General features: G+C 65.3%; 16 protein-coding genes. 6 read left to right on the top strand and 10 right to left on the bottom strand.

From position 1 onward, the window contains the following. Positions 1–9: 9 nt before the first annotated feature. Genes ACB037_RS10320 through sgrR form a run of 3 tightly spaced genes read right to left on the bottom strand, consistent with a single transcriptional unit; the run spans position 10 to position 2,937 of the window. Positions 10–723, bottom strand: a complete 714-nt coding sequence (locus ACB037_RS10320) for a hypothetical protein (RefSeq protein ID WP_128296363.1) — start codon at positions 721–723, stop codon at positions 10–12. A 30-nt stretch (positions 724–753) separates the two neighbouring features. Continuing rightward, positions 754–1,149, bottom strand: coding sequence for a thioesterase family protein (locus ACB037_RS10315; RefSeq protein WP_202044547.1), 396 nt, complete (start codon positions 1,147–1,149; stop codon positions 754–756). Positions 1,150–1,182: 33 nt separating this feature from the next. Next, positions 1,183–2,937: an HTH-type transcriptional regulator SgrR gene (gene sgrR, locus ACB037_RS10310; RefSeq protein WP_371175309.1), complete on the bottom strand. Its 1,755-nt coding sequence runs from the start codon at positions 2,935–2,937 to the stop codon at positions 1,183–1,185. A 100-nt stretch (positions 2,938–3,037) separates the two neighbouring features. Between sgrR and ACB037_RS10305 the strand changes: the two genes are divergently transcribed. The 3 genes from ACB037_RS10305 (at position 3,038) to ACB037_RS10295 (ending at position 5,360) form a co-directional block, all read left to right on the top strand. Next, on the top strand, positions 3,038–3,214 hold the full coding sequence (locus ACB037_RS10305) for a hypothetical protein (protein ID WP_080767934.1): 177 nt from the start codon (positions 3,038–3,040) through the stop codon (positions 3,212–3,214). A 139-nt stretch (positions 3,215–3,353) separates the two neighbouring features. After that, entirely contained in the window at positions 3,354–4,622 is a 1,269-nt protein-coding gene (locus tag ACB037_RS10300) for an O-acetylhomoserine aminocarboxypropyltransferase/cysteine synthase family protein (protein WP_104451963.1), read from the top strand. A gap of 108 nt (positions 4,623–4,730) precedes the next feature. Then, on the top strand, positions 4,731–5,360 hold the full coding sequence (locus tag ACB037_RS10295; protein WP_371175308.1) for a glutathione S-transferase family protein: 630 nt from the start codon (positions 4,731–4,733) through the stop codon (positions 5,358–5,360). Positions 5,361–5,437: 77 nt separating this feature from the next. Here ACB037_RS10295 and ACB037_RS10290 read toward each other — a convergent pair whose 3' ends face one another. Beyond that, positions 5,438–6,613 carry an iron-containing alcohol dehydrogenase gene (locus tag ACB037_RS10290; protein ID WP_371175307.1) on the bottom strand — a complete coding sequence of 392 codons (1,176 nt, stop codon included), beginning with the start codon at positions 6,611–6,613 and terminating at the stop codon, positions 5,438–5,440. A 185-nt stretch (positions 6,614–6,798) separates the two neighbouring features. Here ACB037_RS10290 and ACB037_RS10285 point away from each other — a divergent pair, with 185 nt between their 5' ends. Further along, positions 6,799–7,383, top strand: coding sequence for a hypothetical protein (locus tag ACB037_RS10285; protein ID WP_336592532.1), 585 nt, complete (start codon positions 6,799–6,801; stop codon positions 7,381–7,383). 81 nt (positions 7,384–7,464) lie between these two features. On the opposite strand, the gene ACB037_RS10280 is transcribed toward ACB037_RS10285, so the two are convergent. The 4 genes from ACB037_RS10280 to ACB037_RS10265 all read right to left on the bottom strand — a co-directional run bounded on the left by ACB037_RS10280 (position 7,465) and on the right by ACB037_RS10265 (position 9,610). Beyond that, on the bottom strand, positions 7,465–7,890 hold the full coding sequence (locus ACB037_RS10280) for a hypothetical protein (RefSeq protein WP_336592533.1): 426 nt from the start codon (positions 7,888–7,890) through the stop codon (positions 7,465–7,467). Between the two features lie 224 nt (positions 7,891–8,114). Then, positions 8,115–8,861, bottom strand: coding sequence for an SDR family oxidoreductase (locus ACB037_RS10275; RefSeq protein ID WP_253584191.1), 747 nt, complete (start codon positions 8,859–8,861; stop codon positions 8,115–8,117). Positions 8,862–8,903: 42 nt separating this feature from the next. After that, positions 8,904–9,140 (bottom strand): DUF3624 domain-containing protein, encoded by a 237-nt coding sequence (locus ACB037_RS10270; protein ID WP_041212265.1) that lies wholly within the window; start codon positions 9,138–9,140, stop codon positions 8,904–8,906. Beyond that, positions 9,137–9,610, bottom strand: a complete 474-nt coding sequence (locus ACB037_RS10265; protein WP_371175306.1) for a GNAT family N-acetyltransferase — start codon at positions 9,608–9,610, stop codon at positions 9,137–9,139. The genes ACB037_RS10270 and ACB037_RS10265 overlap by 4 nt, the downstream gene beginning before the upstream one ends. 187 nt (positions 9,611–9,797) lie before the next feature. On the opposite strand from ACB037_RS10265, the gene ACB037_RS10260 reads away from it, so the two are divergent. Together ACB037_RS10260 and ACB037_RS10255 are read left to right on the top strand one after the other, a co-directional pair. Beyond that, the gene (locus ACB037_RS10260) at positions 9,798–11,240 is read left to right on the top strand and encodes a RimK family protein (RefSeq protein WP_048208957.1); all 1,443 of its coding nucleotides are present in this window, start codon (positions 9,798–9,800) and stop codon (positions 11,238–11,240) included. A 24-nt stretch (positions 11,241–11,264) separates the two neighbouring features. Beyond that, on the top strand, positions 11,265–11,795 hold the full coding sequence (locus ACB037_RS10255) for an MgtC/SapB family protein (RefSeq protein ID WP_039039793.1): 531 nt from the start codon (positions 11,265–11,267) through the stop codon (positions 11,793–11,795). Between the two features lie 55 nt (positions 11,796–11,850). On the opposite strand, the gene ACB037_RS10250 is transcribed toward ACB037_RS10255, so the two are convergent. Continuing rightward, positions 11,851–13,467, bottom strand: coding sequence for an alpha-amylase family glycosyl hydrolase (locus ACB037_RS10250; protein ID WP_371175305.1), 1,617 nt, complete (start codon positions 13,465–13,467; stop codon positions 11,851–11,853). 117 nt (positions 13,468–13,584) lie between these two features. Further along, entirely contained in the window at positions 13,585–13,863 is a 279-nt protein-coding gene (locus tag ACB037_RS10245) for a DUF2442 domain-containing protein (protein ID WP_039039795.1), read from the bottom strand. Between the last annotated feature and the right edge of the window lie 104 nt (positions 13,864–13,967).

Below are 13,967 nucleotides of genomic sequence, written 5' to 3'. Positions count from 1 at the left end.
CTGCCGCCCTTACTGCGGCTTGTTGGCACCCGGCAGCGGCTGCCAGGTGAGGCGAGTCACCCGGTTGCCCTGCACCTCGCAGGTGAGGCAGAGATCCTGCCACCCCTTCTCCTGGCGCAGGGAAACCTCTCCCTTGATGCCCTCTGCACTCCTCTTGAGTTTGGCCGGCTCGAAGGTCACCTTGTCACCTCCGGCGAGCGCCATCAGCTTGCCATTGCAAAGCCACTGGGCGAGCTCCGCCCCCTTGAACTTGACGCCCCCCTTGTCAGCCTTCTCCTCGGCGGTGCTCGGTGCAAACAACCCGCCCAGCTCGGCCGCCCGTCTGGTCAGCCAGGCTTCCCGCTGCTGCATGCTCATCTTGCTGACAAACTCCGCAGGCTGCCCCTTGTCGTCCAGCCATTGGGTCAGCTTGCCACTGTCATCGAAGGCGAACTGGGCGGCGGGCTCCTTCACCCCGAACAGCTTGCCGCCCTTGAAGTAGTAACGGCTCTCCCCTTCCTGTTTGCCCTGCTCGTTCAGGATGGGCACGGCGATGATGACGGGCGTGCCGTCGACCCAGGCCTTGATGTCAACGCCATCGTGGCTGAACAAGCGGGTATCGAGGGCGCTGTCGGCCCCCTTCTCCATCAGGGTGAACTGCTCGGCCAGGGAGGCGGCGAATGAAGGCAGGGAGCAGAGTCCCAGTCCCAAGCCGAGGCTCAGGGCGATCGCGGTTGTGCGCATAAGTGTCCTGTGGTGGGCCCGAAGGCCGGATTAACTCTCTACCAGCCAGGTCCTCAGTCCCTCCCGGTGAGCCTCGCTCAAAGGGATGGACTGCCGGGTCCGGTAGTCAAAATGGATCAGGGTCGTCTCGGCGGTCACCGCCAGCTCGCCGCCCTGCCAGGCTTCCTGCCAGAGCGTGAAGGAGCTGGTACCGATACACCGCACGCCGGTCTTGATCGACACCATCTGGCCATAGAACAGCTCCCGTTTGAATTGCACCGTGTAGCCCGCGATGATCAGATGCCAGTCATGCACATCCAGCTCGGGCGAGAAGAGGCGAAACAGGGGATCACGGGCCGATTCAAACCAGACCGCCGGCACCGTGTTGTTGATGTGGCCGAGGGCGTCCGTCTCTTGAAAACGGGGTTGGATCTGCATTTCCAGCATGGATGTCGACTCCTTGTTAGGACCGCGCACAGGCTAGCGCGCCAACCCGTCCGACTCAAGCGTCCCTGCCTGGGGGTGAGAGCCACCGCCGGTTTCCGGCTCCTGCGCCACCTGCTCGGGCTTTAACCAGGCGCTGCGAAAATCGAACCAGCCAAGGGCCGTCATGCGCACACCGTGCACGCCGACCCGGCTCTCCAGCTCCAGCCAGTGGTGAAACAGCGGCACGAACCAGCTCTGGCGCTGCACCTCGGCCAGCAGGGCGCGGGGGCCGGGCTCTTCACCATGGGCGCGCCACTGCGTCAATCCCTGCCACAGGGCCTGCTGGCCGCCCCACACCCGGCGCAGCAAGGGGGTGCCCTGAAGCCAGGCGTAAGGGGCGAAGGCGTGCTCATGCTCCAGGTTGAGGGTGCCGAACCAGAGATCCACATCTTCATCCTCCCCGCTCACCCAGCGCCCGTAGTCCAGGGTACGCACCTCGAGCTGGATCCCCTGCTCTGCCAGCAGGCTGCTCATGGCGCTGGCGCACTCGTTGAACTCCAGATGCTGGTTGAAGCAGGCCAGTACCAGCCGAGCTGGCAGGTTGACCGGGCCGGGCTCGGGAAAAGGCAGACTCTCGCGCCAGTGGGGCAGGAGGCCCAATGCGCTGGTCCAGCCCCGCTGCAGCTCGGGGGCCACCCGGGCCATCAGGGCGATGGGGTTGAGCAGCCGGGTCAGCCACTGGCGCAGGGTCGGGTCCTGCAGGGGGGCCGATCTGTCGTCCTGCAGCAGGAAGTAGCAACCGGATTCCAGTTCGGACTCCCCGCGCATGGAGCCAAGCTCCGGGGTGTCGCTGCCCAGCCTGACGTGGCTCTCCAGCCGTTCCGCCAGCTCCGGCAGCATCCAGATGTCGATCTCGTCGAGCAGGGCCCGCAGCCCGAAGTAGTCGTCGAATGCTTCGAGGCACAGGTGCAGGGGATCATTGGCGCTCACCCGATAGGGGCCGGTGCCCACCGGCTGCAGGGCGAAATTCGCCTCCCCCTTGAGCTCCCGCGGCAGGATGGCCGCCACCGGCTCGGCCAGCAGGTGCGGCAGCAGAGGATCCGGGCTGTCGAGATGGATGTCCAGGGTGCGCGGCCAGCGGCTCTCCAGCCGTGCCAGATGGGCGAACAGCGGGCGATCCCGCAAGGCCTGCAGGCTCTCCATCACATCCTCCACCACCAGTTCGCGGCCATGGTGAAAACGCACCACGGGGCGCAGATAGAAGCGCCAGTGACAGGGGGCCAGACACTCCCAGTAGTGGGCGAGATCCCCCTCTATTTCCCCATTTTCCTCGTTTCGCCGGGTCAGACCGTTGAAGATCTGGCGGCTCAGGTGAATTTCGGAGCGGCGCAAGGGCGCGGTGGGCAGCAGACCGGGCAGGGGCCGGTAGTAGGGCACCCTCAGGATCTGGCGCCCCTCCCGGGTGGCCTGGCCGAGCTGCTCGATAAGCAGCGGAGTGAGCAGATCGAGGCGATCTTCGGCCAGCCGTACCGCCTGCGCCAGCTGGCCCTGGCTCAGCAGATCCCGCAATCGGCGCCGGGTCAGGCTCTCCTGGTTGTCGAGCAGGGTGAGGCGGGAGCGCCGCCCCCGCCCTGCCTCCGCCGTCCAGCACAGCCAGCCCTGCCCTTCCATGCGGCGCAGCAGCAGGCGGGCATTGCGGGGGGTGCAGCAGAGCAGGTCCGCCACCTCGGCGAGGCTGATTTCCCGCTCGTCGCAGCCAAGCTGCTGGGCGAGCCGTTGAAATTGCTGATAAAGGCGGCTAGTAGGCATAAAAGAGGAAATCCATTGGCTGAAAGTCATCAGTTTTTACTTCCGCATTTTAGCTCAATACTGCTGGCGAACGTGAGAACCACAGCACAGGAGCACCATCATGAGCCATGCCACCCCCCTCAAACCGAACCGGATCCAGCAAACCCTCCGTCGCTACTTCCTGAGGATCCTGCCCCGCCCTCTGACGCTGGTCGAAGATCCCATGGTGCAGCTCAACCGCCTGATGCAGTGGGACATGCACCAGATAGACGACAGGGAGTATCGCCGCCGTCTCTGAGGTTGCCGTCACCGACGCCATCCGGTCACCGCCATCCCCCGGCATTGCTTTGCCGGAATGGGTGGTTTACATCGGCGCCAGGACTGCTAGATTGGACGTCTATCCATCCATAATGGTGACATCCAACAAGGAGTGTGTGATGAAAGATGCGACCCTGGCCCTGCACCACGGCTTTTCCAGCGATCCCGCCACCAAGGCCGTTGCCGTGCCCATCTACCAGACGGTGGCCTACGAGTTCGAGAGCGCCCAGCACGGGGCGGATCTGTTCAATCTGGCGGTGCCAGGCAACATCTACACCCGCATCATGAACCCCACCAACGATGTGCTGGAGCAGCGGATGGCCGCCCTTGAAGGGGGCATCGCCGGCCTGGTGGTCTCGGCGGGTTCCGCCGCCATCACCTACGCCATCCAGGCGCTGACCGCCGCCGGTGACAACATCGTCTCCACCCCCCAGCTCTATGGCGGCACCTACACCCTGTTCGCCCACATGCTGCCGAGCTTCGGGGTCGAGGTGCGCTTCGCCAAGGATGACAGCGCCGAGGCCATCGCCGCCCTCATCGACGACAAGACCAAGGCGGTCTACTGCGAGAGCATCGGCAACCCGGCGGGCAACATCGTCGACATCGCCGCCCTGGCCAAGGTGGCCCACGCCCGCGGCGTGCCGCTCATCGTCGACAACACGGTCGCCACTCCGGTCTTGTGCAAACCCATCGAACACGGCGCCGATATCGTGGTGCACAGCCTGACCAAATATGTCGGCGGCCACGGCAACTCCCTGGGGGGCGTCATCGTCGACTCGGGCAAGTTCCCCTGGGCGGATCACGCCGAGCGCTTCCCCCAGCTGACCCAACCCGAGCCTTCTTATCACGGGGTGGTCTACACCGAGGCCTTCGGCCCGGCGGCCTTCATCGGCCGGGTGCGCACCGTGCCGCTGCGCAATACCGGGGCGGCGCTGGCGCCGATGAACGCCTTCCTGCTGCTGCAAGGGCTGGAAACCCTGAGCCTGCGCATGGAGCGCCACGTGGACAACGCTCTGCGGGTGGCCCACCACCTCAAGCACCACCCCAAGGTGGCCTGGGTCAGCTACGCCGGTCTGCCGGGTCACCCCCACTACCCGCTGGCGGAGAAGTACATGGCCGGTCGCCCCTCGGCCATCCTCTCCTTCGGTCTGAAGGAGGGCTACGAGGCGGGCGTGCGCTTCTACGATGCCCTCAAGATCTTCAAGCGGCTGGTCAACATCGGCGACGCCAAGTCCCTGGCCTGCCACCCCGCCTCTACCACCCATCGCCAGTTGAGCGAAGAGGAGCAGGCCAAGGCTGGAGTGAAACCTGAGATGATCCGGCTGTCGGTGGGGATCGAAGCCATCGAGGACATACTGGCGGATCTGGATCAGGCGCTGGAGGCCTGAGTCAATCGACGAAGGAGCGGGCACCACGCCCGCTCTTTTTCATCCATAAGTGAACCTGCTGCCGGGGCGCTGCGTATCACCGCCTTCCGTCACTGCGTCGAGGTTTCCATGATAGTCCTGCACCACCTGAACAAATCCCGCTCCCAGCGCATCATCTGGCTGCTTGAAGAGCTGGGCCTGCCCTATGAGATCAAGGCCTACCAGCGCGATGCCGCTACCTTTCTGGCGCCGTCCGAGCTCAAGGCCGTCCACCCTCTCGGCAAGTCGCCGGTCATCGAGTTTGACGGCCGGGTGCTGGCGGAATCCGGTGCCATCACAGAGTACCTGATCGCCCGCCACGCCCCGGACCGGCTGGCACCGGCCACCGACAGCCCGGAGTATCCCGAATACCTGCAGTGGCTCCACTTCGCCGAGAGCTCCGGCATTCTGCCGCTGCTGCTCGACATGTTCGTGCGCAAGGATGGCAGCCCGATGCGCTTCCTGCCGGACTACGCCAAAGCCGAGTGCGCCAAGGTGCTGGGCTATCTCGATGAGGTGCTGGCAAGCCGCCGCTACCTGGTGGCCGATCGCCTCACCGGCGCCGACATCCTGAACTCCTTCCTGGTGGATCTGCTGGCCCAGAGCGGCCAGCTGGCCCAGTTCCCGCATCTGCAGGCCTACTGGCAGCGCCTCAACACCCATCCGGCCCGCCAGAAGGCGGCGGCGCTGGAGCGCGAGCTGGACCGCAGCGCCGAATAAACGGCGGTGCCCTGGTGACACCCTGCAAAACGCCCCGATGATCGGGGCGTTCTCTTTTCCGGCCGTCAGCCAGATGATCAAAGCGCGTGGGAAAGGATCCTGGCTACCTTGTCGGGATCAATGTCCTGCTGCTCCCCGAGGGCGGTCAGCCCGAAACGCTTGAGGTTGGAGCAGATGGCGGGGATGCAGCTCTCGCTCAGCCCGTAGTCGGCGAGGCGGGTACCCACCCCCATCTGCTGGAAGAACTGCTCGGTGCGGATGATGGCCTCCTCGATCCGCAGTGCCTTGTCCTCGCGGCTGGAGTGCCATACTCGCTCGGCGAACTGGGCCAGCTTCTCCTGCTTCTGGGCCGATTGCTCCCGCAGCAGGGAGGGCAACACCACAGCCAGGCTCTGGGCATGATCCAGCCCGTGCAGGGCGGTGAGCTGGTGACCGATGGCGTGGGTGGACCAGTCCTGGGGCACGCCACGACCGATGAGGCCGTTGAGCGCCAGGCTGGCCGCCCACATCAGGTTGGCGCGCACCTGGTAGTTGGTGGGCTCCGCCAGCGCCCGCGGACCGTTGTCCACCAGCACCTGCAGCAGCCCCTCCGCCAGCCGGTCCTGCACCTCGCCCCCCACCGGGAAGGTGAGGTACTGCTCGAGGATGTGGACGAAGGCATCCACCACGCCATTGCCCACCTGGCGCGGCGGAAGGCTGTAGGTAGTGGCGGGATCCAGCACCGCAAACACCGGTTGCACCAGCGGATTGTAGAAGGAGAGCTTGGCCTCCCCCCGGCTCACCACGGCGGCCGGGTTGCTCTCCGAACCGGTGGCCGGCAGGGTCAGCACACAGCCGAGCGGCAGCGCCCCCTTGATGGAGGCCTTGTCCCGCAGGATCTCCCAGGGGTCGTCCCCCTCGAAGCAGGCCGCGGCGGCCACGAACTTGGTGCCATCCACCACGGAACCGCCACCCACCGCCAGCAGGAAGTCGATGCGCTCGCGCTTGACCAGGGCCACCGCCTCCATCAGCTGATCGTACTGGGGGTTGGCGCCGATGCCGGGAAACTCCAGCCACTCCCGGCCCGCCAGCGCCTGGGTCAACTGCTCATAGACCCCGTTCTGCTTGATGCTGCCACCCCCGTAGAGCACCAGCAGACGGCTGCCGGCCGGGACCAGCTCGGGCAGCCTGGCGATCTGGCCTTCACCAAAACAGATGCGGGTGGGATTGGCATATTGGAAGTTGTACACGGCAGAGCCCTCGGTTGATTGCATGCCGGGGAATTGTGCGCCTGCCGTGCCATCAGGTCAAAAACGGGAGCCTGTCGTCAAAAATACGATGCCAGCCTGCCGATGCCGGGCGCTCCTGCCCGGCTTTGCTATGGTGATAGCGGGCAGACGAGTTCGTCGCCCCCTCAAACCCCTCCCGGGGTCCCTTTCCCACTCACAGGGTCTCTATCATGAAACTGAAGCACGCCTGGATTGCGGGTGCCCTCACCCTCTGTGCCCCTCCCCTGCTCTATGCCGCAGAGGTCACCACCCATGTGGCCGTGGCCCCCGGACAAGCCAGTCTGGCCGAAGAACTGACGGCCAGGGCAACCGTCACCGCCATCGACCTGGCCACCCGCAAGGTCAGCCTGAAAAATGCCGAAGGGCAGACCCTGGATCTGATCGCCGGGGAGGAGGTGACCAACCTTCCCCAGCTCAAGGTGGGAGATGTCGTGGCCTTGAGATATCTGCAACTGCTGGACCTGACCCTGCTCAAGGGCACCGCCGGGGTGAGAAAACGGGTGGTGGAAGTAGAAGGGGGCAAGGCGGCCGCCGGAGAGAAACCCGCTGCCGGCGCCGGCATGCAGGTAACCATCTATGCCGACGTCATCGACGTGGACAAGGCGCACCAGACCATCCGGGTCAAGGGGGTCGACCATACCCTGACCCTCAAGGTGCAGGATCCGGCCCAGTTCGCCCTCATCGCCAAGGGGGACCAGATCAAAGCCGTGCAGACCACCGCCATCGCCATCGGGATCGCCCCCCAGAATCCCTGAGCCCTGACCACGGCCTGCCAGCCCCGTGGCAAGGGGGCAACCCCTTGCCTTTAACGCCCAAGGATTGCCGTTTGAATCACATCATGCCTGGGAGGCGGATTTGCCGGTGAGGCGATCCATGGCCTCCTTGAGCATGGCATCGCGCTGCGCGGCCAGGTCCTTGCTCTGCGTTTCGCGCTCCTCGGCAGAGAGCGTCTTGTCATCCGCTATCCCCTTGAGCTGATGCTCGAGATCGTCAAATTTTTTGCGATCAAAGCCCAGGGCCTTGTCCACCATCTGCTGCACCCGCGCATCCTTGACGCCACCGGTCAGGACTGTGTTCTTGCCGTTTCTGGCCAGATGCTCGTAGGTCAGCGCCTGCTGCGCCTTGCCGGTCAGCACCTGGCTGGAGAGGCTGACCTGCTGAGACCAGCCGCTCTGCTTGTCATCGCTGTCGCTGAGGGTCGCCAGGGCACGGTTCTGGGACGCGCTCTGGGCGAGTTGATGACCATAGGGTTTGATATCCATGAAGGCTCCACGCTCACTGCCGGCCTCGCCGGCTCCGGGGATGGGTTCCCCGCCATGGGCCGGAGACAGCAAAATGCAGGCCAACTTGAGTACCCCCCTCTTTCGACGGTTCAGCACGGGGTCACAGCACGCCTCCTTCTGCACTCCATGACGAGTGCGACCAGATCCATCAAAAAAGGCGCCCGAAGGCGCCTCTTGTGGACAGAAGTCGGCTCGTCATGACATCAGCGACGGCTGATGTGGAGCGGACCGAAGGTCTGGGCCACCGGCATGATCTCGATGCTGTTGATGTTGACGTGGGCGGGCTGCTCGCTGATCCAGAGTACGGTATTGGCGATGTCTTCCGGCAGGATGGCCTGCACCCCCTGATAGACGGTGGCCGCCTTGGCGTCGTCGCCGTGGAAGCGCACGTTGGAGAACTCGGTGCCGCCACACAGGCCGGGCTCCACGTTGGTGACACGCACCGCCGTGCCCGCCAGATCCGCACGCAGGTTGAGGCTGAACTGCTTCACGAACGCCTTGGTCGCGCCGTAGACGTTGCCGCCCGGATAGGGGTAGGTCCCTGCGATGGAGCCGATGTTGATGACGTGGCCGCGGTTGCGCGCCACCATGCCCGGCAACAGCAACCGGGTGATCAGAGCCAGGCCGCTGATGTTGGTGGCGATCATCTGCTCCCAGTCTTCCAGATCCGCCTTGTGGGCAGGCTCCAGCCCCAGTGCCAGGCCGGCGTTGTTGACCAGCAGGTCCACCTGTTGCCATTCGGTCGGCAGCGCCTCGATGGCGGCGCGGGTGGCAGCCTTGTCCTGGACGTCGAACACCAGAGGCAGGAACTGCTCGCCCAGTTCCTCGGACAGGGCGGCCAGCCGTTCGGCGCGGCGCCCAGTGCCGATCACCCGGTGGCCAGCGCTCACCAGCAGGCGGCTGATGGCCTCACCAAAGCCGGACGAGGCGCCCGTTACCATTGCAATCATGTGAACCTCCATTGTTATTTGTCTTCTTGAAAAATCAGCACGTTATATGTCGCGTTTGCCCAGCTTTCGCCATGCGAACACCGCCAGATGCAGCAGGAAGAGACCCGAGCCCCCCAGCGCAAACAGCAGGCCGGTCAGGGCGTTGACCGAGGTATCGGCGCCGCACCACCACCAGACCAGCCAGCCGACGACCCCGATGAGAAAGGTCTGGGCGGCACAGACCGGGCAGCGCCCGAGCTTGGCCCTGATGGCCGTAGCCAGGCAATCCTCGCAACTCATGATGGCTCCTGCCGCTCATCTCCCAGCGCCAGCACCAGGCGGTAGGCATGCTGGCCGGGCCCGTAATAATCGGGCAGCCGTACCCCAGGGCGAAACCCCAGCCCCTGATAGAGGGTTCTGGCTTCTGGGTTGGCGTCGGCGACCTCGAGGCGAATCGCCCCCCAGCCGGCCTCGCGCCCTTCCCGGATCACCTGCTCCAGCAGGCGGCGTGCCCACCCCTGACGGCGGATGGTCCAGCGGATGGCGAGGGTCTGGATGATGAGACGATCCCAGCCTTTGTGCTCCAGCACGCTCAAATAGCCCATCACCTGCGCCTTCTCGTCTTGCAGCAGCAGGGTGCGCCCCTTGGCCTGATTGAGCAGATAGTGCCAGCGGCTGCGGCCGAAGGCGACCTCGGGGGGAAAACAGTAGCGTTCCAGCTTCACGATGGCGCCCAAATCATCGGCTCGGGCGGCGCGCACGGTCAACACGGGGAGTCCTTGTTCGGTTATTTATCCTCAGCACCAGAAATGCGACTTGTATCACAAGTTACCAAGGCAGAATATTAGGCACTGTAACCTCTTGTTTCCCCTCGCGCCATTGTCGTGCTTGTCGGTGCATCGAAGCCCACTGGGGATCCTGCCGTTTCTGGCAGTCCTTTCTGTGGAGCCTGAAAAAATGAGTACCTATGTCATCGTCGAGGAGCCGGGCGACTGGCCCTGCCATGCCGACTATCTGCTGACCGCCCGCACCTACCTGCAACACGGTCTGCCCACCACAGGGGGGCGTCCGCGCATCATCAACCTCTGCCGCAGCCTGGAACACCTGGGGGCCGGTTATTACTGCTCCCTGCTGGCCCAGGCCCGCGGCCACCACTGCCTGCCGGGATTGCAGGCCATCAGCCGGCTGCAACCCCAGCAGCCTCCCGCCAAGCTGTGGCGCAAATTGCAGGGCTGGCTGGCCCAGCAGAGCGAAGACAGGATCCGGGTGCGCGCCATCTTCGGCCAGTGCGAACAGAGCGAGCTGGCGGGGCTCGCCCGCTATTACTACGGCCTGAGCCAGTTGCCGCTGCAGGAGCTGACCCTCAAGCGCGGTCGCCACGGCTGGTCGGTGCGCCAGCAGGAGAGCCTGTCACCGCTGGCGCTGAGCCCGAGCGAGAAGACGCTGATGGTGCAGCACGCCCAGGCGCTGGTGGGCACGGGGGACGAGGAACAGACGGCGCCACGCTACCAGCTCGCCATCCTGGTCGACCCCAACGACGGCCGCGCCAGCAGCGATGCCCTGGCGCTGGAGCGTTTCATCAAGGCGGCCGCTGCTCAGGGGATCCAGGCCGAGATCCTGCCTCCCTCGGCCATCGAGCGGTTGCCGGAGTTCGACACCCTCTGGCTGCGCGCCGAGACCGCGGTCGGCCACTACACCTTCGAATTTGCCCGCCGTGCCGAGCAGCTCAAGATGCCGGTCATCGACAGCTCCCGTGCCATCCTCGCCTGCAGCAACAAGCTCTATCTCTACGAGCTGATGGTGCGCAGCGGCGTGCCCATGCCCCCCACCACCGTCGTGACCCGCCGCGGCCGCCAGCATGTGGACGAACTGGTGCAGCGCCTCGGTCTGCCGCTGATGGTGAAGATCCCCGACGGCGCCCAGGGGCGCGACCTCGCCATGGCCAGCGATGACATCCAGCTCGCCCGCCTGCTGGACGAGGGGCTGGCCCGCTCCGCCCTGCTGCTGGTCCAGAGCCGGATCCCTGCCGAGTTCGACTGGCGCATCGGCTTTCTCGACGGCTCGCCGCTGTTCGCCTGCCGCCGTTACCGACCCGAACCCGGCAACCGCATCCGTCGCCGCAAACACCCCCTCGACATGAGCCGCATCGAGGCGCTGCCCCTCAGCGACGTGCCGGAGCGGGTGCTGCAAACCGCCCGCCGCGCCGTGCACCAGCTCGGCAACGGCCTGTTCGGGGTGGATCTGCGCCAGCAGGGTCAGGGCTGCGTGTTGCTGGAAATCATCGACAACCCCTGGATACGTGGCGATATTGAAGACAGGGAGGCAAAGGACCTCTACGAGCGCCTCGCCCGGGCCTTCCGCCAGCGGCTGGAGAACCGGGGGCAGAGCGCGACAGGATAACAAGCATCGCGAGCAGAGGTGGATATGATGACAATGCAGTGGTGGGACATCGCGCCCCTTGGCTGGGAGAACATCCTGGTCTGTCTGGTGTGTGGCACCCTGGTGGGGCTGGAGCGGCAGCTTCGCGGCAAGCCGGTGGGGATCCGCACCTCTTCCCTCATCGTGCTCGGCACCTACTGTTTTCTCGCCATCGGCGCCGCCGTCAGTCCTCAGGGCGCCGATCAGGCGCGGGTGCTGGGTCAGCTCATCACCGGGGTCGGCTTTCTCGGGGCCGGGGTCATGATGACCCGGGATGGTCAGGTGCTGGGGGTGACCTCCGCCGCCGCCATCTGGATGCTGGCCGCCCTCGGCGCCCTCATCGGCATGGACATGCTGCATCAGGCGCTGCTGCTCACCGTCGTCACCCTCTCCATCCTGGTGGGGGTGGACTATCTGGAAGCCAGCTTCAAGAGCCTGCGCCGCGGGGTGCACAATCGGCTGGAACACTGGCGCCACGGGGCCGAGCCCTCGGTCTCTTCCCGCCGGGACGATCTGGGCAGCGGCATTGAGAAGTAAGCCGCCACCATGAAAAAGGGCTCCATCATGGAGCCCTTTCTGTTGTCTGCCTCCCTCAGCGCACCAGCAGGAAGCGGCCGGTGAGGGGCGGCAAGTCCACCGTCACGCTGCTGCCACCGATGGCCAGGTTCTCGCCGCTCTGCAGATCCACCAGGGCGCTGCCGCTGCGCAGCTTGCCGACCGGCACGGCGTAGCTCTGGGGCGTGGTGGAGACGTTGAGCAGGTAGACTACTTGCTCGCCAGCCGTCTGCTTGATGTCGCCATAGATGCTCCCCTCGGCCACCAGCTTGACCCGCTCCCCCTGATAGAGGGCCGGGTGCCCGGCGCGCAAGGCCAGCAGATCACTCAGCCACTGCTTGAGCTCGGCCTGCTCGCTGCTCGGCACGAAGCCGGTGACACCGGGAACCTTGCCATCGCTGCGGGCCACGTGATCATCGCAGAGCCCCTGGGCCGCACAGTCGCCCCCCACCTGAGTGGCAAAGCCAGGCACCTCGTCGCCAAACTCCTCGCCATAGTAGAAGGTAATGGGACCGGAGCGGGCGGCCATGAAGCTGAAGGCCGCCTTGTGGCGCTGCCAGTAGTCCGCCCCATTGAAGTTGCCCCGCTCCAGCAGATCGCCGAAGCGCACCAGGTCGTGGTTGCCCAGCATCAGGTTGGGCATGGCGTGGTCCGGGTAGTTCTCCACCTTGTTCCAGCTGGCGTCGAGCACGCTGGCCCCCTGCCCGCCCTTGCCGGACTCTTCCACCGCCAGCGCCTGTACCAGGCCGTAGCGCAGGGGGAAGTCGAACGCCGAAGAGAGCGCCGGGTTGTCGCTCGGGCCATAAGCCTGGGCGCGGATCTCGTCGGCGCCCTTCCACACTTCCCCCACCATGTAGCCGAGGGTGCCCCACTGCTGGCCGGCGGCCTTGCGCGCCGCGCTGGCCTGGGCCACCTCGCTGCGAATGGCGCGCCAGTCATCCAGCCCCAACTGATAAGCCTGATCGAGGCGCCAGCCGTCGATGCCGTACTGCTCGACCCAGTAACGGGCCACCTCCTTGAAGTAGGCCAGACTCTCGGGCTGGCCGTAATCCACCAGCTGGCCCGGGTAGCCTGCGCCGCCGCTCTTGAGGGCTGGCAGCCGCCCCTCTGGTGAAGGCTTGCTCACCCCCACCTTGTTGACGTGGCCGAACACCCCGTCGAGGAAGACATAGAGCCCGCGCTGGTGCGCCCCGTCCACCAGTTGCTTGAGCTGGGCGTTGCTGCCGAAGTTGGGATCCACGTTGAAGAAGTCGCAGGCGAAGTAGCCGGTGGCATCCAGCCGGTCGTCCCCGGCCTGGCCGGCGCAGGAGTCAAACACCGGCGTGAGCCAGATGGCGTTGACGTTGAGGCTCTTGATGTGGTCGAGGCTGTCGATGATCCCCTGCAGATCGCCGTTGTGCCGGGAGGGGCCGTAGCCGACGCCGTAGTTGGCGCTGCCGTCGCCGTCGACGAAGGACTCCACCATCACCTGGTAGGTGCGCAGGTTGCAGGCTGGCTGATCATTGCCGTAGCAGGCGCGGCTGGCCGACGCGGGGGGCGGATTGACCACCGGAGGCTGGGGGTCACTGCTGCCACCGCCTCCCCCGCTGCCGCAAGCCGTCAGTAACAGGGCGACCCCGATGAGGCCGCCACGACGCAACGTTCCTTGTTTCATTGTTATGTTCCCGCTGTGGTGGATGGGCGCCCAAAGCGCCGCACTGGGGTCATGATAACGACCTGACCGACGCGGGTCTGTGACTGAAAACGTTACCTGACTCAACGAGTTAGCATGTCAGAAGCGATGCATGTTGCGATCGGGGAAGGCGGCGCGCTCGTCGATGGGCAGGATCAGGTGGTAGACCTCGTGGGCCGCCAGGGTGAAGCCCGAGGGCCACGCCAGTTGATGGCGATCATCGATGAAGACACGGGCGAAGCGACGCTCGGTCTCCATGGCCGCAAACAGCGGCTGGCCGCGCCAGGGGGTGAGATCCAGCACACCTGTGGTGCCGTCGGAGAGCACCACGAACAGAGACCAGCCCTGCATATATTCCACATCGATGAAGACCGGCATCCCTTCGGCTCCGATTGAGAAATCCGGCGCCATTATAGGCACGACCCTTGTCTCGATGTGCCAGCAGGATCACAGTTTCCCCAGCGTTTTATGCTCTCTTAGAT

This window comes from Aeromonas sp. S19(2024) (assembly GCF_041402625.1).
GTDB classification, from domain to species: domain Bacteria; phylum Pseudomonadota; class Gammaproteobacteria; order Enterobacterales; family Aeromonadaceae; genus Aeromonas; species Aeromonas caviae.
The sequence above is the reverse complement of the archived record's forward strand: the minus strand, read 5'-3'. Positions and strand labels throughout refer to the sequence as shown.